The sequence below is a fragment of the Planctomycetia bacterium genome (assembly GCA_034440135.1).
Lineage (GTDB): Bacteria > Planctomycetota > Planctomycetia > Pirellulales > JALHLM01 > JALHLM01.
Genome location: JAWXBP010000153.1, coordinates 1 through 22,534 on the forward strand (window position 1 = coordinate 1; position 22,534 = coordinate 22,534).

The following is a 22,534-nucleotide window of genomic DNA, read 5'->3' on the forward strand; positions in this document are numbered from 1 at the left end:
CCCGGCCGACGTGCGACGATTTCGCTGACATCTTTGTCCGCACTCCTTGCTTCACAGCGAAATTCGTACGCGTCGGTCGGGTCGTTCGCGCCAACGACTGACAAAGTAATGGATCACGTGATCCCCCGCGGGATCACGCCGACCGCCGGGAATGGGCGCCCGCTCATTGCCCGGCGTTTTTGTTGGCGCCGGTCGCGAAACGAAACTTCTGATTCACATCACCGACATCGACCGGCTAACCGTCATGTGCCCCTTTAAACAGCAAGAGCATCGCTTAGGTTTGGAAACGCCGCTGGGCCCCGACGCGCTGTTATTGGCGCGGCTCAGTGGGACCGAGGAGATGTCGCGGCTATTTCACTTCAAACTGGACCTGCTTTCTGAGGACGACGGGCTGCCGGCGCCGGGGATTGTCGGCAAGAACGTCACGTTTCGCGCCGACTATCCCGATGGCTCGCCGCGGTTCTTCAATGGCTTCGTGAATCGCTTCACGTATTGCGGTCGCGGCGACCGGCTGAGCGTATACCGCGCCGAGGTAGTCCCTTGGCTCTGGTTTCTGACCCGAACCACCGATTGCCGCATCTTCCAGGGGAAGAAGGCGCCGGACATCGTCAAGCAGATCTTTAGCGATCTCGGCTTCACGCACTTCAAGTTCGATCTGCAAGGCAATCATCCCACTTGGGACTACTGCGTGCAGTACCGCGAAAGCGACTTTCAATTCGTTTCGAGGTTGCTGGAAGAGGAAGGCATCTTCTATTACTTCCAGCACGAAAACGGCAAGCACACGTTGATGCTTGGCGACCATAAGGACGCCTTCAAGGACGCTAAGGACAAGGACGTCGAGTTCCGCGCCAAGCTCAGCGAGGGCAACGTCACCGATCATATCTGGAACTGGGAGCATCAATACGAATTCCGCACTGGCAAGTGGGCGCAGACGGATTACAACTTCGAAACCCCGACGACGAGTTTGATGGCGAACGCGTCCAGCGTCGTCAAGCTTGATGGCAACTCAAAATTCGAACAGTACGAGTACCCCGGCGGTTACGAAGTCCGCGCCGACGGCGACGCGAACGTCAAAGTCCGCATGGAAGAAGAAGAGGTCGCCTTCGACACGGTGCGCGGCGCGGGGCAGTGCCGCTCATTCTCGCCTGGCGGCAAGTTCAAGCTGGTGGGGCATCACTCGTCGCGCGAACAGGGGAAAGGCTACGTGCTGACCCGCGTGGTGCACACCGCGCAGAGCGAGGCGAGCTACGCTAACGAAGCGTCAGCCGAGGTCGAGCCCTATCATAATGAGTTCGAATGCATCCCGGACAGCGTCGTGTTCCGTCCGGAGCGGCGCACCACGAAGCCGTTGATTCAAAGCGTGCAAACGGCCGTGGTGACCGGCCCTGCGGGCGAGGAAATCTTCACGGACAAGTACGGTCGCGTGAAAGTGCAGTTCTACTGGGACCGTGAAGGAAAGCAAGACGACAAGACGACCTGCTGGATGCGGGTCTCGCAGGTCCACGCCGGCAAGAGCTTCGGCGGCATCGACATTCCGCGCATCGGCGAAGAGGTGATCGTCTCGTTCATCGACGGCGATCCCGACCGCCCGCTGATCACCGGCCGGGTGTACAACGCCGGGAATATGCCGCCGTATGGGCTCGACGGGCCGGACAATGCAAAGAACAAAGTCATTTCCGGCATGAAGTCGAAGACCTACAAAGGCTCCGGCTACAACGAATTCATCATGGACGACACGCCCGGCAAGGAGTTGATCCGCGTCCATGGCCAGTACGACATGGACACGACGATCGAGCACGACTTGCGCGAAAAGGTGCGGCACAACCGTACCCGTAGCGTGTCGGTCAACGAAACAATTTCGATCGGCGTCAATCGCACCGAGACCGTCGGCAAGAACGAGTCGCTGACGGTCGGTGAGAACCGCGAACAGACGATCGGTATGAATGACACGTTGACCGTAGGACTCATTCGCACGCATGTCGTCGGGGTGAACGACTCCATCACCGTCGGCGCCGCGCAAGAGATCACCGTGGGCGGCGTTCGCACGGTGACCGTGGGCGGCGCGATGAACTACGCGGTCGGCGGCGCCATGGCGATCGCGGTCGGCGGCGCCGTGGAAGAGGCCATCGGCGGCAAGTACGAGCTGGCCGCCGGCGATGACATGACCGCGTCGATCAAGAAGAAACTGAAGATCGACGCTGGCGATGAGATTGAAATCGTGACCGGCGCGGCCAGCATCGTCATGAAAAAGGACGGCAAGATCGAAATCTCCGGCACCGACGTCACGATGAAAGCCGGCGCCGGCAAGGTGAACATCGACGCCAGCGGCATCATCACGATCAAGGGCCCGATGGTCAAAATTAACACCTAGCATTCAATTGAATTGCAAACACTAGCCCGTAGCGCAAGCGAGGGAGAGTTGACGTCGCCGAGAGTCAGGGCAGGAAGCTCTCAGCAAGCTCCTCTCTCTCGCTAGCGCTACGGACGATCGATCGAACGAATTATTTACGAGATTCCGATACGAGGATCAGGCCATGAGCGGACAACCAGCGGCGAGAATCGGCGATACCATCGCTTGCGCCGTGCCGCAAGCGACGCCCGCGGCGTTGCCGCATGCGCCGCCGCCGGGCTTGCCGATCGTCCCTCCGGGAGCGATCCAGGTCGTGATCGGTGGCAAGCCCGCCGCGCGGATGGGCGATCAGAGTATCTGCATCAGTCCGGCGCCATTGCCGAATCCCATTTTGAAGGGCGCGTTCCCGGTGCCAATCTCCGGCATGCCGGCGGCGCGGCTCACCGATCAAGGGACGCATCCCGGCTCGGTGATCATGCCGCCATGCTGCCCGACGGTATTGATCGGCCTTTCGGGCACTACGGGCAATCCGCGCGTCGGGAACCAACAGTGCCAAAATCTCGCCGCCGGGCGCACGCCCCCGGCGGGTTCCACGACTCCTGGCGGGGCCCCGTTGCAGGCCAACACCGCCGGGCAAAGCTATAACAATTGCGGCGTGGAATCCGCGCGACAATTGATCAACCAAGCGAACGGCTCGAATGTCTCGCAAGAAGCGCTGTTCAATCAGTCGATTGCCAGCGGCAATGCCGGCCAGCCGGCGATCGGCAGCACGTCCAACGGCACGGTCGTCACCGCGGCGAACCAGGCCTGGATGAGCGGCGGCACCAACGCGAACGGCCGCGTTGCAATCTTAGCGGCGAACGGCGTACCGGCGTCCACCTTGCCAACTACGGCAGCTGGTCCGCAAGTCGCGGATCTCGGCGTTTCACTCTCGAACGGGCGCGGCGCGATCGCGGCCATCGACACCAACGGCATGCCCGGCTGGGGCACGCAGAGCGGCGCGCACGCGATTACCGTCACCGGCATGGAATACGACGACAACGGGAACATCACCAAAGTCACTTACAACGACACCGGCGTCGGCCAATGCAACGTGACGGTCACCGCGGCGCAGTTTCAAACCGCGTTGAACGGTCGCACCGCCATGGCGTCGGCTGGCGGGCAGGCCCCGGTGCCGTTCGTAGTGACCAACAACCCAATTTGGTAGCGAGCATGTTCCGCGGCCTCGGCGCGTTGCTGATTGGATTCATACTACTAAGCAGTCGCGGCCTGGCCGACGACCAAGGGGATGCGGCGATGGGAATGCAGGAAATCGTGCAGGAGATCGGTGCTCACACGGAAATGTTCTCCGACGAGACCGTCTACTCGTTGCCCATTCCGGAGATCGTGGAAAAGAAACTGCTGATCGTGCGCTTGGCTTATGGAACGCGCGTGGTTCCGCAACAAGGCGTCTACGTCATGCCGCCGTCGCACAAGTTGATCGCGGACCACGCCACTGGCAAATTCGTCGCCCTTGAGGAACTCGACGTCCGCGCCGCGGGCATCAAATTGCCGCCAGCTGGCGACGCCTGGATGCATCAAGGCCCGTCATTCGCGACGCCGCAAGAGCGGATCGCCGCGTACGAACGGTTGTGGAAACTCTATGACCAAGTGCTGCCATCGTTCGCCGCACGTCGCGCCCCCGACGCCGACGCAAAAAAGGCGATTGAGGAATTTCGCGAGCTGTTCGCTCAGTTGGCCGAAAAGCCCCTGCAGCCGTACTACGAAACGCTCGGCAAAGAATTCTTTACTTGGCTGGAACAAAACAAGTAGATACGCACGTCTGTAGCCGAAGTCTGTGACCTCGTTGTACTACACACCTCGGAAGGAACCACGAAAGGCACGAAAAACACGAACGTTTGGCATGCTTGGAACGCTACGGTGGTCCCACAGCCCACCCAATGTCCTGGTGGAATTTGCAGCTCAAGCCGATTTTCTACAAGATGTTCGTGCCTTTCGTGTCTTTCGTGTTTGCCTTTGAATGGCTGGAAGAAATGTATGGAACAACAAGGACTGTGACCTTGGCGCGTGGGACGTGACATAGCCCTTCACGTCCGGCCTCACAGAGACCGGCTACAGACAACCAGAACCAGACGACCTGCTAAATACAGAGACCGCAGATGGCAACCGCTCCCCAAAAATGCCTTGGCGCCGGCGCACTGGTCAGCCGTGCTCGACAATACGCCGGGCAGATGCTCGGTCCGCTCACGCACCAGTCGTTGCCGATCGTCGCGAGCTTTCGCGGGACGTCGACGATTGCCTTCATGTTTGGCCGCGCGGAGATCGTCGACGCCGGGAGCCTGACTCTCTGGGCTCCGCGCTACGTGGCGCATTTGAATCCCGCGGACGGCGCGTTGCGACAGATGCAAGCGGTGACGCCGGAAGCGCTCGGCCTGAAAGCGAAGCCGGACGAGCCGATCGGCGGATATCTCACGCCTGGCGTGCGGATGAGCGAGAAATTCCTCACCAGCCTGGGGCAGTTCCACGAAGGCTTCGACGCCGTCGTGCCCGGCTACCTGGAGCGCAAGCCAACGCACGACCCCGACGTCAAAGCCGGTCTGGCAAAAATGCTGGAAACCTGGCCGCAACTCGCGGAAAAGCCGCTGCTGGCGTGCTATCGCCAGATTGCTAGCGAATTCGTGAATTGGGCGAAATTGCCGTGCTAGTAAACGGGGTTTGAAGTTTTCAGTTTTCAGTTTGAATCGGCGGGCCTTACGTCTCGAATTCTAAGTGCACACGCAGAAGAAATAATGCGATGGGTGCCACTGGCGGCTTGTCCGCCAGTGCGGTTTTGATCTCGTTAGCAAGCCCAACTCCAGCACTGGCGGACAAGCCGCCAGTGGCACCCCGCATCAAACTTTATGCGGGTGTACTTAGTCGCCGATCGGTGCGCGACGCCGAACTTTTCGACTGAATTCTATCCCGTGCACGGCCCGCCCTACCGACTTGCCCCCGCTCGCTTCTCCCTCTTTCTCTTCTCCGTGTTCTCCGTGGTGAACCCCAGAAACGGACGATTCACCTCAACGGCCCGATTTCGTCTCCAGCGACTGGGCAATTTCTGACGATAAGAGCGGCCGTATGGTCTCGTTCCGTTGCCTTGCGGCGGCGCGGACCTTTCGAATGCAGCCGGGGGGCGACGCATTCCCGATTGAGGAAGCTTCGTTCCATGCGCGCCGTTTGGCTATTTTTGCTGTTGGGCCTCGCAAGCGGTTGCGCCATCGCGCCGCGCCCATCGCGGCAGCCGCAGGTGCATAATCCCTTTCCCCAGCTTGCCAAGGTCGCCGTCGCCCCCTTCTTTAACTCCAGCAGCGAGCGGTCGGTCGACGGCCGCCGTGTGGCGTTGGCTTATTTCAACGAGTTGCAAGCGGTGCCCGGCTTTGAAGTCGTGCCGATGGGCGTCGTCGAAGCGGCGATGCAGCAACACAACATTCAGCTTGCCAGTCCCAGCGAAGCCCGGCGGCTAGCGCAGTTGTTGGAAGTCGACGCGATCGTGATCGGCGCGGTGACGGACTTCTCGCCGTATTATCCGCCGCGGATGGGCATGCAGGTGGAGTGGTATTCCGCCAATCCCTGCTATCACCCGATTCCGCCCGGTTACGCGCTGCCTTGGGGGACGACCGAAGAGGAATACATCCCCGATCGGCTGGTGTTCGAGGCGGAAATGGCGTTGGCGAAAGAGCAGCTCAAAACACAGACGCCGGCTTACAAGCCCGCGGAAACGCCGACGGAATCGCTTCCCCTGGAGCTACAGACGGAAGACTCGTCAAACTCGCCCGACGGCGTAGTCCACGCCAGTGGCGCGGAGGAAATGTTCGCCGCCGACGGCAAGCGCGTCGGTTTGCCGGAGACCTGGCCGGATCCGCGCGGATTCGCACCGCGCGTGCCGACGGTGGACTGTCCGGATTGCGATGAGAGTACGCAGCCGGTTTTGCAGCATACGCGGATTTATCACGGCAACGACGCCGACTTTACCACGGCGCTCGAGAGTTACTACTACTTCCGCAACGACCAACGCGCCGGCGACTGGCGCGCTTACTTGGAACGCACGGACGATTTTACGCGGTTTTGCTGCCATATGCACATCAGCGAGATGCTCTCGGCGCGAGGCGGCGCTGGAGAATCGCGAGTGGTGTGGCGGTGGCCGGAAAGCCGATGAGTAGCTAACGGCGGCGAAGGATCGCTCCGACACAACGTCGCGGCTTGACGCAAGCAAGGAACTCACGTGACGCAAGACATCAATGTTCTGGCGCTGGTCAAGGGAGACGAACGTTACGTCTTCCTGTACGACGATCACAGCCGCGCGGAAACGCTGCGGACGCTCGGCCGTTTCGCCTCGAACCCGGAGCTGAGCTTCTCCTGGTACGACGCGGCGGTGCTGAGCCAAAAAATCCGCCAGGAAAGCAAGCAGCAACAGGCCGCGACGCGGCCGCGGTTCGAATTGCCGATGTCGAGCGATTTAGACGAAAGCTAGGCGTTGGGCGCTTTGACACGCAGAGTCGGACGGTAGCGAGTTTGAAGTGTTCAGTTTTCAGTACACGAGCATTCAAGCGACACTGAAAACTGAAAACTTCAAACTCCTAGACGCCTCCGCGGTAAAGTGAAAATCGCACCCTGCCATGCAAACCGAAGTCGGACGGTTTCTGCAGTATTTGAATGCCGAGCGGAATGCTTCGGCGTTGACGTTGAAGAGTTATCGTGAGGACCTGGCGAATCTCTCCACGTTTCTGGGTGAAAACTACGGCGGACATGCTCCTGACGCCGGGCATGTGACCACGCTGGATTTGCGCGGCTATCTCGCGCATTTGCACCAACAGCAGTACGCCAAGACAACGATCGCGCGGAGACTGGCGGCGCTACGGAGCTTCTTTCGCTTCGGCCAGCGTGAAGGTTGGGCCAAGAGCAATCCGGCCAAGCCCTTGCGGACGCCGCGCCGCAGCCAGCACTTACCGCATTTTCTCTCATCCGACGAACTCGGCCGCCTGCTGGAGACGCCGACCGTCGCTAACGCCAGCGGACTGCGCGACAGGGCGATACTCGAAACGCTCTACTCCGCCGGCTTGCGCGTCAGCGAACTCGTCGGACTGAACGACGGCGATCTCGATTTTGCGGCGGACGTGTTACGCGTGCGTGGAAAAGGACGCCGTGAGCGCCTGTCACCGATCGGTTCGCACGCTTCCAGGGCATTGCGCGTCTGGCTGGGCGAACGCAAATTGCATCCGCGAGAAAAACAGGGACTGGCCGCGCCGGTGTTCGTGAGCCGGTTGGGCAAACGCCTCACCACGCGAAGCGTGGGACGGTTGCTGGAAAAATACCTCCGCGAATCCGGCCTCGACCAGCGCACGACGCCGCACACCCTGCGGCATAGCTTCGCCACGCACCTGCTGGATCGCGGCGCGGATATCCGCAGCGTGCAGGAATTGCTCGGCCACAAGAGCCTGGTGACGACGCAAATCTACACGCACGTCAGCACGGCCGCCCTTCGCGCGGCTTATGAAAAAGCGCACCCGCGAGCACGCTAGGCTCGCCCCTTCTGTAGCCGAGGTCTGTGACCTCGGCCGCACTGCTCGAAACCCACGGCAAGCTCCCTCCGCCAAAAGCTGGCGGAGGAAACTCACACGCAGTGTTTCGATGGTCGCGAAGAACTAGGCGACCAGCCGCACCGATTCGACGACTTCGCCGCGGATGCCGCCGAGGAATTCTTCGAAGATGCGCAGGTCGAGCGCCGAGGCGCTGTCCGCTTCCGGATGGAATTGCGTGCCGAAAGCGAACCAGGCGTCCTGGGTGCTTTCGATCGCTTCCACCACGCCGTCCGGGCAACGGGCCGTGACGCGGAAGCCCGGCGCCACTTCGTCAACGGCCATGTGGTGCATGCTGTTGACGCGGATTTCTCCTTCGCCATACACGCGTTCCATGATCGAGCCGGGCACCACTTCGAGGGCATGACGGTGGGCCGGATCGATCGGATCCTTGTGCGGCACCGCCTTGGGGAGGTCTTCGGGGATGTGCAGGAAGAGATTGCCTCCCTGCGACAAGTTCAACAACTGCATGCCGACGCCGATGCCGAACACCGGGATGCGCTTGCGGGCGGCCATTTGCACCAGCATGCGATCGAAGGTTTCGCGACGGGCGTCGAGCGTACGAATCGAGGGGTGAAGCATGAAACCGTCGCGGCGCGGGTCCAGGTCGGCGCCGCCGGTCAGAATGATTCCGTCCAGCATGTGGAGCACGCGTTCCAGATCGTCTTCGTCGGCCAACGGCGGAATGACGACGGGAATCCCCCCCGCGGCCACCACCGAGTCAAAGTATCCCGCGGTCAGAAAACTGAAGGCCGGAGCGTCCTTCTTGGCGGCCCGGTAGTCAGCATTGATTCCGATCAGCGGCTTGGCTTGCGACATCGTCGACTCCTTTGTTTTCTTGGAACACGTCCTGTGTTCGAAAAAAGACTCGTCACGCGTAGGTCTGAGACCGTCCCGGGAGACGCGCGCAAGAGAGGCGAGCTGAGGCGCCGAACCTGGTGAGACCGCTGGGGCGCTGCAAGATTCCAGCACGCGTTCATGCGGCTCGAACTTGCCCGGCCGATCGGCGTTCGTCCCGTCAATTCCCTGACGTGACGTCGCCGCCAAGCGTCGGCGTTTCGTTCCACCCGTCCTGGGTTTGTTGGTCCTGAGTTGACGTCCCTATCGTCAGTGGTCTCGTGATCTGCAAGCCGCAACGTGTAATGATCCGTTGACGTGCGACTTGCCACGGGGGCGGTTATACGCCTGAGGAATTGAGCCGCAAGCGCCCCACGCGATTTGGTACCCGGAATCCTGCCGACCCCTACAACCTGGGCAAGCACCTCGGTGCTAGCAGAAACTGCTGGCGCGCATGGGTTTACGATCGGCGGTTAGCAGGGGAGAATAAGCAGGGACTTGCAGCCGCGATTCGAATATCGCACTATCCCCGCGATTCCACGCGAAATAAGACTCACTGACACCCGCCCTATGCGCTACCAAAACGTCTGTTTGGAAAGCTTCGGATACACGCTTCCCGATGAAGTCGTCACCTCGGCCGAGATCGAAGAGCGATTGCGGCCCTTGTACGAGCGATTGAGGTTGCCCGAGGGGCGACTGGAATTGATGACGGGAATTCGTGAGCGACGATTCTGGGCTCCCGGAACGCTGCCCAGCGCGAAGAGCATTGAGAGCGGCGAAAAAGCGATCGCCGCCGCTGGCATCGAACGCGGTCTCATCGGCGCCTTGGTGCATGGCTCGGTCTGCCGCGATCATCTGGAGCCGGCCACCGCTTGCGCCGTGCATCATGGTCTGGGCTTGTCCGAAGAGTGCGCGATCTACGACGTGTCCAACGCCTGCCTCGGGCTGTTGAACGGCATGTTGCAAGTCGCCAATATGATCGAACTTGGACAAATTCGCGCCGGCCTGGTCGTCGGCACCGAAAGCAGCCGGCCGCTGGTGGAGACGACGATCGATCAACTCAATCGGGATACATCGCTGACCCGTGCGCAGATGAAACTCGCTGTGGCGTCGTTGACGATCGGATCAGGCAGCTGCGCAATGTTGCTGGTGGACAAAGAATTGAGCCAGTTGGGCAACCGCTTGACGTCCGGCACGGCGCGAGCGTACACGGCGCATCATCAGCTTTGCCACAACGGCCACGACGAAGCGATCGGCTCCGGCATGGCCCCGTTGATGGATACGGACAGCGAAAAGCTGTTGATCGAAGGCGTCGCGGCCGCGCGGCGGACGTTCGATTTCCATCTGGAAGAGGCGAGTTGGCAGCGCGCCGACGTCAACAAGACTTTCTGCCACCAAGTTGGCGCGGCGCATCGCAAGTTGTTGTTCGAGTCGTTGCAACTCGACCCCGTGATGGATTTTCCAACCGTCGTCTTCCTGGGCAACATGGGGAGCGTCTCACTGCCAATTACGATGGCGATGGGCATCGAACAAGGCTGGCTCCAGCGCGATGACCGGGTGTCCCTCTTGGGCATCGGTTCCGGAATTAACGTGGTGATGGCCGGCGTGGCCTGGCAGGGGATGCCGAGCGAACCCCATAAGGCCCGACGCAACGCTCTGAGCGAGCGGTTGTCGATTTGACCGCTGTGGACCTGCGGCACAGAATAGTAGTAAGCGAGATCGAGCCCGTCACCTCAATTCGACAAACGATGGCCATCGCGGACATTCCCAACTCGTCGCTCCAGGTCCCGGCGGATGCGCCTGAGCTGCGTTCGCGGCGTTTCACTGTGGACGAGTACGTCCGCTTGATCGCACTGGGCATGTTCGGTGACGACGAACGCCTGGAGCTTTTGGAAGGACTAATTGTTCCAATGATGACCCGGGTGCCGCCGCACGAGGTAGCACTGCGACTCGTCTCCAAAGCGCTCGATCGGCGATTACCGGCCGGTTATGATCTTCGCGTTCAATCTTCCATCCAACTCGGCGCAAGTGTCCCTGAGCCGGACTGCACAATCGTCATCGGCGAAACACGGCACTATATCGATCACCATCCGTCGGCGAGCGAGATCGCGCTAGTGGTCGAAGTGTCGGATTCCTCATTGAGAATCGATCGCACGACGAAGGCGCGAATCTACGCGGCGGCAGGAATTTCCATCTACTGGATTGTGAATCTGCCCGAGCGACAGTTGGAAGTGTGGAGCGATCCGACCGGCGAAGCGGAGCAACCCGGTTATCTCAAGACCCTTGTGTTCAAAGTCGGCGAGAACGTTTCCCTTGTACTTGGTGACAAGCAGGTGGGGGACATCGCCGTAGCGGATTTGTTGCCGTAGCGCCGGTCAGGCACGAAGCACCAGAGGAGAACTCAATTATGGCAACGATCGTAGAAACAAAACTGGAAGATGCGATCTGTGATCCGCTCGCGGAGCAGGCTGAGTTGTTTCTCGCCAGCCGCCGGTTTACGCCGGATGAATATATGAGCATGGCGCAGGCCGGCATCTTGGACGAGGATGAGCGACTGGAATTATTGGAAGGGGCGATTATTAAAATGATGGTGCGGTATCCCGAGCATGACTACAGCATTCTCAAAACGGAAGAAGCGTTGCGGAAACTCTGCTCCGCGGACCATTATGTCCGCGTGCAAATGGGGATTGCGACTTCCGATAGCCGCCCGGAACCCGATTGTGCTTTCACGCGTGGAAAAATGAGCGATCACGCTCATCGGTTCCCCGAAGGCCAGGAAATCGAACTCATCGTTGAGGTCGCCGATTCGTCGTTGCGTTGCGATCGCGGGATCAAGGCCCGAATTTACGCCCGAGCCGGCGTTCCTGTGTACTGGATTCTCAACCTCAAGGGCCGCCAGCTGGAAGTGTTCAGTGATCCGACCGGCGACGTTGAGCAACCGGCATATCGCAAGTCGCAAGTGTTCATGCACGGGGAGAAGGCGCCGCTTTTGCTTGGCGGGAAGCAGGTGGGCGAAATTGCCGTCGCGGAATTGCTGCCCTAGGCGGCGCTGGTGTCCGGTGATCGCTGTTCGCGGCGCACATAGACCAACTTCGCAAATCGCCCGCCGCAGTAGCCGAGCAGCAGTCCCCACCAGATGTGGGCGACGCCGAGGAAGTCCTCTCGCATTGGCGTCTCCGTGCCGCTGACGCCCCCCGGGAAGCCGCCGCCGCCGAAACCGCCTCCCATGCCGCCCATCATGTTGGGGAGTCCGAGCGTCGCCCGATACGTCGCCGCTTCTTGTGGCGTGCGGAAGCGCATGGACTGGTCGTATTGCATGTTGGCGTCCATCACCAGGTACTCCACGAGCACCATTTTCTCGAACGGCCAGCGCATCAGCTTGGTCGTCGGCAATGAACCGGCGTAGGGATCGAATTCCCGCCCATTCTTGGCCGCCGCCAGCGCGACGGCCGCAGCGTACATGCCGGCGCAAAGCACAAAGCCGATCGCGAACGCCTGCCGGGACCCGCGATCGATGAAGGCCACGACCATTGCGGCCATGAACAGCAACATCGCCGCGGTGGAGAGCCCGATCCAGAACCAGTCGTTGGCGAATTTGAGCGAGACGCAGGCCAGTCCGACTAAGGCCACGAGGAGCAGTAGTTCCCGCAGCGAAACAGACCATGGGCTGAGCACGGTGCGAGCGGACATGAGAGCCTCGCGAAGTTATTGCCTCGAATCATTGTTCCGCAGGCCAGCATAGCGGAACGGAACGTCGGAAAGCAAACTCTTCTCAGGCGGTGCGCATCGCCGCGGCGCACCAGCGCATCTCTTCCGCGATGCCGGCCGCGAGATTCGGTTGCTGCAGTTCCGCCGGCAGCACGCCCCAGGCGTAGGTTTCGACTTCGTAGTCGGTCACGTCGGGATGAAAACGCCGCAATGCGCCGAGCGCGTCGACGATCGCCGGTTGAGAGGCCTGGAGTTGCCCGAACCGTTGCACGTAAACCGGCACGTGGAAATGAATTCGCCATTCGCTCGTCAGCGCCACGGCGTCGCCGACTTCTGCGAGCGGCTGCGACAGATCCTCGTAAAACCGCACTTCCCCGTTAGCCTGACGAATGTTCGTCTGATGCAGATAACGTCTCTCGTCGAAGCCATGCAATTGTTCGATCGCCTGACGCCGCTCGTCCGGAGCAAGTCGGGCGAAATCGACGGTCACGGCGGAAGAGACCTGAACTTTGCCGACGCGAATGCCGGCGCGGTGATACTGCTCCAATACGTCGGCCTGCTCCTCGTACATCACGACGCTGTGACAAACGTCGTGGCAAACGCCGATGTGTCGTCGCAACGTTTCGGCGGGGGTTTTCCTCTGCCAGAGCTGCTCATGGAAGAAACTCAATACGTCGCCTACGCGTTGAATCGCACAGCCTGGCTCCGGCTCGATCGAGAGGACGATCTCGTGGCCCGTCGTCTCGCGGAGCGCGTGCAAATGTTCGCCGACTTCACGGACATGCGCCGCGGCCAGGTCGAGCTGAATTGCGGTCGGCGCCGGCGTCCCCCAGCACAGCGGCAACGTCGAAATGCTGCCCCCTTGGCCCGAGGGCAACAACGCCGCCAGCAGCGTGGCGAGTTGTTTGGTGTATTCCACACGCCGCCGGTCGAACCAGTTCGGCTCATAGACGCGGTGCTTCACGACCGGCTGATGGAAATCGCCGTACGGAAAACCGTTCACGGTGAAGGGACGCAATCCGTGCGACGCCAGCCAGACGCGAAAACTCTCGGCCGCCGCTGGGTTTCCGAGCGACTCCGCCGCCGAGTTGGAAAGCCAAAGCCCGACCCCCATGGCTTCCTGCGGCGAGACGCGCTCGCGGACGGCCACGGCATAGCGGGCCAGATTCGCCTGGGTCGTCGTCCAATCGGCGCCGGCGTGGACGTTGGTGCAGTAACCCAGAATCGGCTTCACTTACGGCAACCTGCTGGCAGGGGTCGGCTGGCGGACAATCCTCTAGGATACACCATCGCCGTCGAGTTTTCAGCCGATTCGCCCCCGCGGCGGGACATCGTTACAATGCGACTTCGCTCGCTGTATTCGGCTCGATTTCGCGTTGTGGACACCTGCACGATGCCCTTTTCCGCCGTCGCCGCCACCGTTCAAGACATTCTGCCGTGGCGCGATCTCTACCGGCAGGAGATGAACTGTCAGATCATTCATGATTCCCTCCATTCCCGACCAGGCTGGACGGAGCCGTATCTGTTGCAAGCGGGCGAGACCACGGTCGGGTACGGTTCCGTCTGCGTCGGCGGCCCGTGGACAGGCAAACCGGCGCTGTTTGAGTACTACGTCCTGCCCGCGCACCGCGCCCGCATCTTCGATCTGTTCTGTGCCTGGGTCGCGGCCACGCAAGTGATGCGCATGGAGATCCAGTCGAACGATCCGCTGATCACGCCGATGCTCCATCTGTTCGGACGCGATATCAAGAGCGACAGTATTCTGTTTCATGACCGCGTGACCACGTCACATTTATTACCGGGAGCCGTCGTGCGCCGCGCTCGGCCGAACGACGTTGAGCAAATCAAAGCGAGGCAGCTCGACGCCGACGCCGATTGGCTGGCGACGGTCGATGGCGAAGTCGCCGCGGCAGGCGGGATTCTCTATCACTACAATCGCCCCTACGGCGACATTTACATGCACGTGGCCGAATCGTTTCGCCGCCGTGGCGTCGGCGCCTTCTTGGTGCAAGAACTCAAACGGCATTGCTATGAGCGCGGCAGCATTCCCTCGGCGCGCTGCAATCCGTCGAACGTCGCCTCGCGCCGAACGCTGCAACGGGCTGGCTTCGTCCCTTGCGGGCATATCTTGCTGGCGGAGATCGATCCGGACAGACTTTAGGCGGATGCACCACGGAGGCACGGAGAGGGAGAGAGCGGGAGGATTCAGGTGTCGGGTTCTTGAATTGAAATAGGAGGTGGTGATGGCGACTACAACCAAATGCTTGCGGCGGGATCCGGCTGAGGCGACGCCCTGGGCGGAGACCTGCGGGACGATTCGATGTCTCGTGGAAGAGCGCGACGAGGCCGCGGGCGAAGTGCATCACGTCGAGATTCAAGACGCGAAGCTGCACTACCACGAGCGGACCGACGAGTTCTACTACATCATCGACGGCCAGGGAACGATGATCCTGGACGACGAGGTGATCGAACTGCACCAAGGCGTCGTCGTCTACGTCCCGCGCGGCGTCAAGCACAAAGCCATCGGCAAGCTGACCGTGTTGACGGTCTGCATTCCGCGCGGCGTGCTCGGCGACGTTCACGAGTTGGAGTAGACCGCGGCGGCGGAGGCTATTCGCTTAATTGATGCACCGTGTTGTGAATCACGCCGAGAAATGGCGCTCCGTCTGCCAGCTTGAGCGAGTAGTTGATCTCCATGCACCACGTGGGCTGAATATCAGGCATCAGTAGCGTTATGGTTTTCCGATCAGCGGAGACCTGAACGGACTCGACGGCGACGTGCTTCGTGCCGTAATGGTCCGAGCCGTAGTTCTCGGTGCGTTTGAGCGACCACGTGGTTACCTGATAGTTCAAGAGTTCCCGTGCTGCTTCCTCATCCAACGGCTCGGTAAAGGTGATTTGCATTCCGCTTCGAGTGGCGTGCAATCCGACCGGCAAATGCATCGGCTGGCCGGTCGCGCGGATGCGATAGAGTCCGCCGGGCTGGATCGCGCTGCCGGCCCAGGCGAACATCCCGCAGGTGTAGAGTTGCCCGTCCTGCGGATGAAACCGACCCCGCATGATGCCAGTCGGCAGCGCCGGAAACGGCAATTCGCACATGCCTCCTTGCATCACTCCGTCCACGTGCTCGTGCGGGACGACGAAGGCTTTTCCATAGCCGTAGGAGAGATTCAACAACCGGCCGTTGAGCGGTCCCCATTTTTCGCTGTTCACCCATACAAGTTCCGCTGGCGAGCGATCGAACGCGTTGGTGATCCAACAGAGCGGCTTTTCCATGCGCTCGTCGGAAGGATCGGTCACGTCATGGTAGCCGAACAGGTTGCCGTAGAACTTTGGCTTGCCGGAGGGATCGAGCGTGACCCAATTGATGCGATTCTTCGGGTTCCAATGGCCTTCCTGATCGGTGACGAAAAAAGAACCGTCGGGATTCAAGCAGACGCCGTTCGCGGCACGGAAGCCGTTCGCGAGAATGTCCGTGCGCGAACCGTCGCGGCTGACGCGCAACAGCGTCCCATGCTGCGGCACGATCGCCTTCAATGCATGCCGGGCCGACTTGGCATAGTAGAAGTTGCCGTCGGCGTCAGTCTGCAGACCCATCGCGAATTCATGGAAATGCTCGGTCACCTGGTGGTCGTTGTTGAGGCACTCATAGAAATCGGTGGCGCCGTCGCCGTTGCGATCGCGCAGTACGACGAGTTGATCGCGACACGTAACGTGCAACACGCCGTCGATGATCTTGATTCCGAGCGGTTGAAACAGCCCGGTGGCCACGCGCCGCCAGGTTAGCAGATTTGCCGACGGATACGGAGTCGCCGTTGGCGTCGTTGAGAGCCATGACAATCCGCTGACCACCCAGACATCGCCATCCCAGGTACAGGCTGCTAAACGGTCGCCGTCGTCGTAGAAATCGAGACCCGTGAAACGCATCTGCGCGAGCCACGGGTTCGCCTCGGGGTGAACGAGCGTATCGACGGCGAACGGGCCTTCGTTCGATCCGATTTGCGCGGTTGTTGTCAGCCGCTCCGGCCATAAGTCCGGACCCCCGTTCGTGAGCGCGTCCAAATCCGGCGCTGCATCGTCGAGCAACGGCGCGGCGATCTCGGCCCGCGACGCAGCCCACAGCACAAACCGCTGCGGAACGTCGCTCGTGGGAATGCTCAAGCAAAGTCGCTGTCCATCCAAATACCATTTGGATCCGGGAATACGCCGCGAAAGACCTGACACGATGGCCCCGCAGCGAACGCGATCGCCAGCCGCTTCGATCCGCGCGCCTTCGACCAGCTGCGTCGCCACGAGCAATCGCAATTCGCGCTCATGTGCATTAATGCGGAACGCACGCGTGAAGTACGGATTCGCGGACGACATCGTTGATTCCCCCGTGGAATACGCCCCGCCCGGCATTTCGAGAATCTCGGCGTCTCCGACGCGATAGGAAAAGACGGCGCGCTGGCCGTGCTGATATTGGCCGTGATATTGAGCCCAATCGCGCGGCAATGGCCCGTAGCGACGCCCGTCACGGCCGACGACACGTTGGTCGTCGTCGAACTTGCCGGTGCGCGGATTCGCCCAACCAGGGCCCGTCTCATTGGCAAACGCGATTTCCCCGACGAGTCGCGGATGAATCTCATGCTGCCCGTCGAATTGCACGCCGTTCCAGTCGATGAAGCCTTCGCCGGACCAGGCGGCCGCGATGCGCATCGTGTCGTGGTCGAAAATCATCCACGCCTTGCCGCGGGCGACGCCGCCGGCGCCTTGATCCAATCGCACCGCCACGCCCTTATAAGCGAAGTTCGTGCCGTCATCGCCGCGCTCGTAGGTGTGCGTGAGCGTCGGCCCGTAGTCCATCGCCGACCACGGTTCGATCGTCATCGGTTCCGGGCCGAAGGTATCCCCCGTGGGCAAGCTCGCCAGATAATCGTCGTCCACGGCCGCGTACTGCGACGCATTCAACGAGCGTAGGTATGTTTCGCGAACAAAATGAATCACATCGTACTTCTGTCGCGGCACCATCCATGTCTGCGGCGTCATTTGCCCGAAGCCGTGCGTGAGCGTGCGATACATGCCCGCCGGATCGAAGCCGCTTCGGAACACGCCGCTGGAGAACTTGAGCGACGTCGGGAGCGAACCGGCGCGCTCCGCCGTCCCGTGGCAGTTCTGGCAGACGCGCTCGTAAATCGCGCGACCGCGTTCGAGCGCCGCGTCGTCAAGCGCCCGAATCAACCCGGCGTGATCGACGTGCTGCTCGTATTCCGGAATCTGCAGTGCGTAAGCGGACGCAGGTGGCTGCAATTCGCGCGCACGGGCAAGTCCTCCGTCACGGATTTCGAATAGGTAACGCGCTAAGTCCAAGAATTGTTGCCGGCTCGTGAGCTGATTCGCCACGCCTTCCGGCATCAGCGAGACGTCGGAAACGGCCTGCTCCTCGATCTCGTCGCGCGGCACAACGATCTGCGCGCCGCCGCCGGCCGGATCCCAAAGTTTGCACGCTTGCTCCGTCGACTCCGCTAACACGCCGGTCAACGTGCGCCCGTCCTTGGTGACGACGGTCACGGTTTCGTAACCTTTGCGAATGGCTTTGGACGGTGACAGAATCGATTCGACGATCTGCGTGTCGTCGAGCGATTCCTTACTCGCGGTCAGGCTGGGGCCAAGTGAAGGCGAATGACCGTCAACGGCATGGCAGCGCGTGCAGGTTGCTTGCGGCAAGTGGAACACAATCGCGCCGCGCCGGGCGTCCCCATCGCGGCGCGCGGCGGCGGCCAGTGACTCGGCCCTTTCCGCCGTGAGTTGGTCCGCGATCGTACCTTCGCCGAAACAGCGCACGGGTGCAGCCAAGAAGCTCACAACGATCGCAAGCGACAGGAACGCGTATTGCATCTTGTAAATCATGCGCAATAGAAGGCTGTAATGGTACTGAACTAAGGCGTTTCAGCTTCGACGATCATTTGTCCGTTCATCACCATCCAATGTCCCGGAAAGGAACAGATAAACGGATACCGGCCCGGCTCCGTGGGGGCCGTGAAATAAATCGTCTCGCGTTCTGCCGGCGACGTGACGTCGACGTAGGCGAGTACGTCATCCGTTTCCGGAATGTACTGCCGGGCCGCCGCCTCAGGCACGGCGACAAGTTTGTTGACCAGATCGCCCACGCGCGGCATCGAACCTGGCCGCAACAGCACCCAGTTGTGCGGCACGACGTCGGGATTTGTGAACGTCACCGCCAGGGGTTCGCCGGCGCGGACGGTGAAGGATGACGTGGCGAACGTGAGGTTCTTGCCGGCGGCGACGTCAATGTCCCGCGCGCCGACGATCGATTCTCGCCAAGGGTTCGGCAGTTTTGGCTGGTTGAGCCGCGCCAGGTCGGCCAACAGCGGGTGCGGCAACGCAGCATGTTCGCGCGGCGCGTAGCCGGGGAACTCCGTGAACGGCTCGCTCCAGCCATGCACGGTGAGGAACATATCGACCGCGTGCGAACTGTCCGGCTTGAGGCGCAAGTGCAGTTGATTCACCGGCTGCATGTCGCGCATTTCGAGAAACAGCGTCTTGCCGTCCGGCAAGACATGCGCCGACGCAATTGCCATGCGATCATGCGCCGGCGTGTCCGGGTGGCTGATGGAAAACTCCTGAGATCCGTAAGCGGAGCTGTAGCGATAGTTCCAAGCTTGTGCGAAGTGATTCTCGGCGATGGTCGCGGTCGCTGGATCAAGTGACTCGCTGAACGTGACCAGGATGCCGTTGCTTCGCACTGAGTATTTGACCGGCAATTGCACCTGCGCGCCCGTGAATCGCACGCGTTGGAATGAACCGTCGGCGATCGTATACGTCCCCCAACCGCCCATGCCGGTTACATAGAGCTGCCCATCGTGCGGAGCAAATCGCCCGCGGTGCGCGCCGGAGAGAAAATCGCCGGGCAATGGCACGACTGCGCCCTGCACTTGTCCAGGAATCGGCCCTTCCGTCGTCTCGTCGCGAAGCAACAAGAAGTGATTTCCTGTGCCGTAGGAAAAGTGAATCGCCGCGCCTTGGAGCGGCCCCCACGCGGAGCTCGTCACTTCGAGTTGGCCGCCGGCGGAGTTGTCTAGACCACGCGGCAAATACACTAGAGGCAAATTCGGAGCGAAGCCTGTTCGCGGCCCGCCGTAGCCATAGAACGGCGGAGTGGCAGGATCGATCGGAAGCGTTGAAGCTGCATCGCCCATGCGCGACGGGATCTGGCAAATCATCGACGTCGCGGTCCATTCCCCTTCCGAACACGGCACGGTCACCGAGCCATCGCGGAATAAGCCTAATCCATCCGGATTGCGAAAGCCGCGCGCCAGGCAATCCACTTGCAGTCCATCGGCGCTGATGCGGAGCAATCCTTCGTTGCCGGACGCGACGTAAAATCGATCTTCGGCATCACGTTCGAGGCCGCAGATGAAATCGTGCCCGGCGGACGAAGTGGCGTAAACGTTGCTGAAACACTCGTAATAGTCCGCCTCGCCGTCTTGGTTCAGGTCGTGTAGACGCGTGATTTGATCGCGTCCCAAGACATAAGTCTGTCCGTCGTGAACCACGACGCCTTGGGCATGATGTAATCCGGCGGCGAAACGTCGCCAAGTGATCGTGCCTAAATCACCATCCAATCCAGTGACGTTCCAGACATCACCTTGCATCGTGCAAAGCCGCGCCGTGCCGTTTGGCAGGAAATCATGGCCGCCGAAAAACATCGGCGCCTTCCACGGGTTTTCCGCCGGCACGGTGATGGTGTCGAGTGCGTACGGCGATTCGCTTCCAAGTTCGCCGCGCGTCGTCAATTCCTGCGGCCATTGAGACGGACCGCCGGCAATCAAATGGCGCAATGGATGTTGATTGAGCGGCGCCACCGTGCACGTGAACGCTCCTTCATTCACCCCAGGAGCATCCAGGTATTCCACTTCGCCGATACGATACCGAAACAGCACCTGTTTCCCGTATCTGTGAAAGCCGAGATAGCGAAACGGCGCTGCGGGCTTTTCACCAGGAGTGTGTGCAAGTCGCTTTCCATCGATCAACAACCCGTCCATGAAGCCGTGCCGCACGGACGAAAACCGTACAAAGCCGCCGTCCCACACCGCTTCATACTGCAGCGTATCCGGGTTGAAGCAGGCGGCCAACTCACCTCGCTCGCCCAAGCGTACGCATACGGCGCGTGGCACGACAAGTTCATCGGCGTGGAACACGCCGCATTGCAATGATCCCAGGTCGGTTGCGTTCCAACGGTCGTCCGCCCAGGTCGCTTCGCTCTGATTGCCCCAATGTCCGTAGCGTCCGCCGTCCATGCCTGGATACGGCGCAAGTAGCCCATAGCCATTCGGCGCCTGTCGAAAATGCTCGGCTTGCTTCGCGTAGAAGTCGTACAAGCGATCGCGATTCACCGGCTGCTCGCGATGCGGCCAGGCGTTCGGTTCGAGTGGCGCGAAGTCGTACTCGAACTCCGCCGGTTGATGGGCATGCGCCAGCATCGCCGCCGCGGCGCTGCCGTCGCCGCGCCCCAGATCGAGCAAGAATTTTAAGACGTCGTGCCGTTCCTGCGCGGTCATCGCCTCAGCCAGCCCGTCCGGCATCAGCGTGCCGATCTCTTGTCGTTCCTCGATTTCCCCCTTGGCGACGATGACGATCTCCTGCGTCGCCGCGATGCGCAAATCAAGCGCTTCGTCGGTTTCACCGGTGACATATCCCTGATGCAAATGCCCGGCGCTCGTGGCGATCGCCGTGGCCTCGTAGCCGGGTTTGATTTTCCGCTTGGGCCACAGCAACGATTCCGCGATCTCTTCCGGTCGGAGGCAAACGCCAACCGAGGACAAGTCGGGACCAATCGTACCGCCCACCACGCCGACTTTGTGGCAAGCGTTGCAAGCGAACTTCGTCGAAGCGAACACCGCCGCCCCGCGCGCAAAGTTGCCCAGCACCCGCGCGTTCGCCAGCAGTTCAAGCGTTTGCTGCACTTCGTTCTGGCTTTGCACGGCAGGCGGTTCGTAGCTGCGATACGTCGGCCGCGGGCCGGCGTCCTCACCGCGTAGTTGTCGATTGAGCCATTCCAAGCCGTCGAGGTTATCCAACAACCTCGCTTCGGCGTCGAGTTCCGTGTGATTCAAGATGCCGATAGGTCCGCGATAACCGCTCTTCTCGATCGTGCGCAACAAATCCAAATCCAACTCGCCCGCGCCGATCGGGACAATCTTTTGCCCGTTGGCCTCACCGTCGCGGACCATGCCGTTTAAGTTCAATGCCAACAGATGCGGTTTCAATTTTTCCAGCAGCGCGGCGAAGCGATCGACGTGCGCGTGCCCGTGATGCTGGTTGTAGACGATGCCGACGTTGGGCATTCGTAGCGCTTCGATGATCGCCAGTTGATTCTCCGGCTCGCCGAACCAGCCGCCGTGGTTGTAGAGCCCGACCTGGCAATCCAACTTGGCGGCCTCCTCCGTGAACGGCCGCAACGCCTCTGCCGCCGCTTGAACCTTGCCGGCCTGGTCCGGCGCGGCCGGTTCGCCCATCATCACCCAGAACTGCAGCTTGAGTTGATGCCGTCGCGCGACATCCAGAATGCGGCGGTTCACCTCGTTCAATTCCGGCCCGCTCGTCCACCAGGCCGTGATCTTTACGCCGTGGCGCGCGCACGCCGCGACTTCCTCGTCGAACGTCGGAATGTGCTCGTCGCGCCAATCGTAGGCGAATTGTTTGATTCCCATGCGCTCCAACATCGCCGCTCGTTCCTCCGGCCCGCGCCGCGCGGCGTCGAACGGCACGATGCACCAGGCGACCAGGTTTTCGCGGGCATATAAGCTCGGTTCGGCCGCGAAAGCGACCGTGGCCTGGACAAGCAGCAAGAGCGTCAGCAGCAGCGGTTTCATGCGGAATCGCGATCAGGCGGGAGGCTGGCGAGGGCGGCGGCGACCACTCTATGGTAACCGAGCGCATTTGGCCCGACCATCCTCCGGTAACAGCTTGACATCCGGGGGAGCCGCAATCGACAATCATCCTATCACAACGCTTTTCTCGC

The 22,534-nt window shown here is 61.1% G+C and carries 17 protein-coding genes; 12 read left to right on the top strand and 5 right to left on the bottom strand.

Annotated elements, in window-relative coordinates:
• Window positions 1-151: 151 nt before the first annotated feature.
• The 7 genes from tssI to xerC all read left to right on the top strand — a co-directional run bounded on the left by tssI (window position 152) and on the right by xerC (window position 7,908).
• Entirely contained in the window at window positions 152-2,371 is a 2,220-nt protein-coding gene (tssI, locus tag SGJ19_08890; protein ID MDZ4780355.1) for a type VI secretion system tip protein TssI/VgrG, read from the top strand.
• A gap of 163 nt (window positions 2,372-2,534) precedes the next feature.
• Window positions 2,535-3,557 (top strand): PAAR domain-containing protein, encoded by a 1,023-nt coding sequence (locus SGJ19_08895; GenBank protein MDZ4780356.1) that lies wholly within the window; start codon window positions 2,535-2,537, stop codon window positions 3,555-3,557.
• A gap of 5 nt (window positions 3,558-3,562) precedes the next feature.
• Window positions 3,563-4,162 (top strand): hypothetical protein, encoded by a 600-nt coding sequence (locus SGJ19_08900; GenBank protein ID MDZ4780357.1) that lies wholly within the window; start codon window positions 3,563-3,565, stop codon window positions 4,160-4,162.
• A gap of 347 nt (window positions 4,163-4,509) precedes the next feature.
• On the top strand, window positions 4,510-5,055 hold the full coding sequence (locus SGJ19_08905) for a hypothetical protein (protein MDZ4780358.1): 546 nt from the start codon (window positions 4,510-4,512) through the stop codon (window positions 5,053-5,055).
• Window positions 5,056-5,555: 500 nt separating this feature from the next.
• A complete protein-coding gene (locus tag SGJ19_08910; GenBank protein ID MDZ4780359.1) occupies window positions 5,556-6,545 on the top strand; it encodes a hypothetical protein in 990 nt (329 codons plus the stop codon).
• Window positions 6,546-6,611: 66 nt separating this feature from the next.
• Window positions 6,612-6,860: a hypothetical protein gene (locus SGJ19_08915; GenBank protein MDZ4780360.1), complete on the top strand. Its 249-nt coding sequence runs from the start codon at window positions 6,612-6,614 to the stop codon at window positions 6,858-6,860.
• 145 nt (window positions 6,861-7,005) lie between these two features.
• Window positions 7,006-7,908: a tyrosine recombinase XerC gene (xerC, locus tag SGJ19_08920; GenBank protein ID MDZ4780361.1), complete on the top strand. Its 903-nt coding sequence runs from the start codon at window positions 7,006-7,008 to the stop codon at window positions 7,906-7,908.
• A gap of 123 nt (window positions 7,909-8,031) precedes the next feature.
• Here xerC and SGJ19_08925 read toward each other — a convergent pair whose 3' ends face one another.
• Window positions 8,032-8,784: a gamma-glutamyl-gamma-aminobutyrate hydrolase family protein gene (locus tag SGJ19_08925; protein MDZ4780362.1), complete on the bottom strand. Its 753-nt coding sequence runs from the start codon at window positions 8,782-8,784 to the stop codon at window positions 8,032-8,034.
• A gap of 588 nt (window positions 8,785-9,372) precedes the next feature.
• On the opposite strand from SGJ19_08925, the gene SGJ19_08930 reads away from it, so the two are divergent.
• From SGJ19_08930 to SGJ19_08940, 3 genes are all read left to right on the top strand, one after another.
• Complete coding sequence (locus SGJ19_08930) at window positions 9,373-10,482, top strand: 3-oxoacyl-ACP synthase III (protein ID MDZ4780363.1); 1,110 nt, start codon at window positions 9,373-9,375, stop codon at window positions 10,480-10,482.
• Window positions 10,483-10,550: 68 nt separating this feature from the next.
• Window positions 10,551-11,171 (top strand): Uma2 family endonuclease, encoded by a 621-nt coding sequence (locus SGJ19_08935; GenBank protein ID MDZ4780364.1) that lies wholly within the window; start codon window positions 10,551-10,553, stop codon window positions 11,169-11,171.
• A gap of 38 nt (window positions 11,172-11,209) precedes the next feature.
• Window positions 11,210-11,845 (top strand): Uma2 family endonuclease, encoded by a 636-nt coding sequence (locus tag SGJ19_08940; GenBank protein MDZ4780365.1) that lies wholly within the window; start codon window positions 11,210-11,212, stop codon window positions 11,843-11,845.
• Here the strand turns inward: SGJ19_08940 and SGJ19_08945 are convergent.
• Both SGJ19_08945 and eboE read right to left on the bottom strand, forming a co-directional pair.
• Entirely contained in the window at window positions 11,842-12,492 is a 651-nt protein-coding gene (locus SGJ19_08945) for a hypothetical protein (GenBank protein MDZ4780366.1), read from the bottom strand. The genes SGJ19_08940 and SGJ19_08945 overlap by 4 nt on opposite strands.
• 82 nt (window positions 12,493-12,574) lie before the next feature.
• Entirely contained in the window at window positions 12,575-13,744 is a 1,170-nt protein-coding gene (gene eboE, locus SGJ19_08950; protein MDZ4780367.1) for a metabolite traffic protein EboE, read from the bottom strand.
• A 159-nt stretch (window positions 13,745-13,903) separates the two neighbouring features.
• Between eboE and SGJ19_08955 the strand changes: the two genes are divergently transcribed.
• Together SGJ19_08955 and SGJ19_08960 are read left to right on the top strand one after the other, a co-directional pair.
• Complete coding sequence (locus tag SGJ19_08955; protein MDZ4780368.1) at window positions 13,904-14,671, top strand: GNAT family N-acetyltransferase; 768 nt, start codon at window positions 13,904-13,906, stop codon at window positions 14,669-14,671.
• Window positions 14,672-14,753: 82 nt separating this feature from the next.
• Complete coding sequence (locus SGJ19_08960) at window positions 14,754-15,104, top strand: cupin domain-containing protein (protein ID MDZ4780369.1); 351 nt, start codon at window positions 14,754-14,756, stop codon at window positions 15,102-15,104.
• Between the two features lie 16 nt (window positions 15,105-15,120).
• Here the strand turns inward: SGJ19_08960 and SGJ19_08965 are convergent, their stop codons facing one another.
• Both SGJ19_08965 and SGJ19_08970 read right to left on the bottom strand, forming a co-directional pair.
• The gene (locus SGJ19_08965) at window positions 15,121-18,399 is read right to left on the bottom strand and encodes a DUF6797 domain-containing protein (protein MDZ4780370.1); all 3,279 of its coding nucleotides are present in this window, start codon (window positions 18,397-18,399) and stop codon (window positions 15,121-15,123) included.
• Window positions 18,400-18,428: 29 nt separating this feature from the next.
• Window positions 18,429-22,385: a plastocyanin/azurin family copper-binding protein gene (locus SGJ19_08970; protein MDZ4780371.1), complete on the bottom strand. Its 3,957-nt coding sequence runs from the start codon at window positions 22,383-22,385 to the stop codon at window positions 18,429-18,431.
• Between the last annotated feature and the right edge of the window lie 149 nt (window positions 22,386-22,534).

Bases quoted from the DNA above. Each gene is read 5' to 3' on its own strand.
- SGJ19_08940 (MDZ4780365.1), top strand. From the start codon at position 11,210: ATGGCAACGATCGTAGAAACAAAACTGGAAGATGCGATCTGTGATCCG.
- SGJ19_08905 (MDZ4780358.1), top strand. From the start codon at position 4,510: ATGGCAACCGCTCCCCAAAAATGCCTTGGCGCCGGCGCACTGGTCAGC.
- SGJ19_08900 (MDZ4780357.1), top strand. From the start codon at position 3,563: ATGTTCCGCGGCCTCGGCGCGTTGCTGATTGGATTCATACTACTAAGC.
- SGJ19_08935 (MDZ4780364.1), top strand. From the start codon at position 10,551: ATGGCCATCGCGGACATTCCCAACTCGTCGCTCCAGGTCCCGGCGGAT.
- SGJ19_08945 (MDZ4780366.1), bottom strand. From the start codon at position 12,492: ATGTCCGCTCGCACCGTGCTCAGCCCATGGTCTGTTTCGCTGCGGGAA.
- SGJ19_08910 (MDZ4780359.1), top strand. From the start codon at position 5,556: ATGCGCGCCGTTTGGCTATTTTTGCTGTTGGGCCTCGCAAGCGGTTGC.
- SGJ19_08930 (MDZ4780363.1), top strand. From the start codon at position 9,373: ATGCGCTACCAAAACGTCTGTTTGGAAAGCTTCGGATACACGCTTCCC.
- SGJ19_08965 (MDZ4780370.1), bottom strand. From the start codon at position 18,399: ATGATTTACAAGATGCAATACGCGTTCCTGTCGCTTGCGATCGTTGTG.
- SGJ19_08895 (MDZ4780356.1), top strand. From the start codon at position 2,535: ATGAGCGGACAACCAGCGGCGAGAATCGGCGATACCATCGCTTGCGCC.
- SGJ19_08925 (MDZ4780362.1), bottom strand. From the start codon at position 8,784: ATGTCGCAAGCCAAGCCGCTGATCGGAATCAATGCTGACTACCGGGCC.
- SGJ19_08970 (MDZ4780371.1), bottom strand. From the start codon at position 22,385: ATGAAACCGCTGCTGCTGACGCTCTTGCTGCTTGTCCAGGCCACGGTC.
- xerC (MDZ4780361.1), top strand. From the start codon at position 7,006: ATGCAAACCGAAGTCGGACGGTTTCTGCAGTATTTGAATGCCGAGCGG.
- tssI (MDZ4780355.1), top strand. From the start codon at position 152: ATGGGCGCCCGCTCATTGCCCGGCGTTTTTGTTGGCGCCGGTCGCGAA.
- SGJ19_08955 (MDZ4780368.1), top strand. From the start codon at position 13,904: ATGCCCTTTTCCGCCGTCGCCGCCACCGTTCAAGACATTCTGCCGTGG.
- SGJ19_08960 (MDZ4780369.1), top strand. From the start codon at position 14,754: ATGGCGACTACAACCAAATGCTTGCGGCGGGATCCGGCTGAGGCGACG.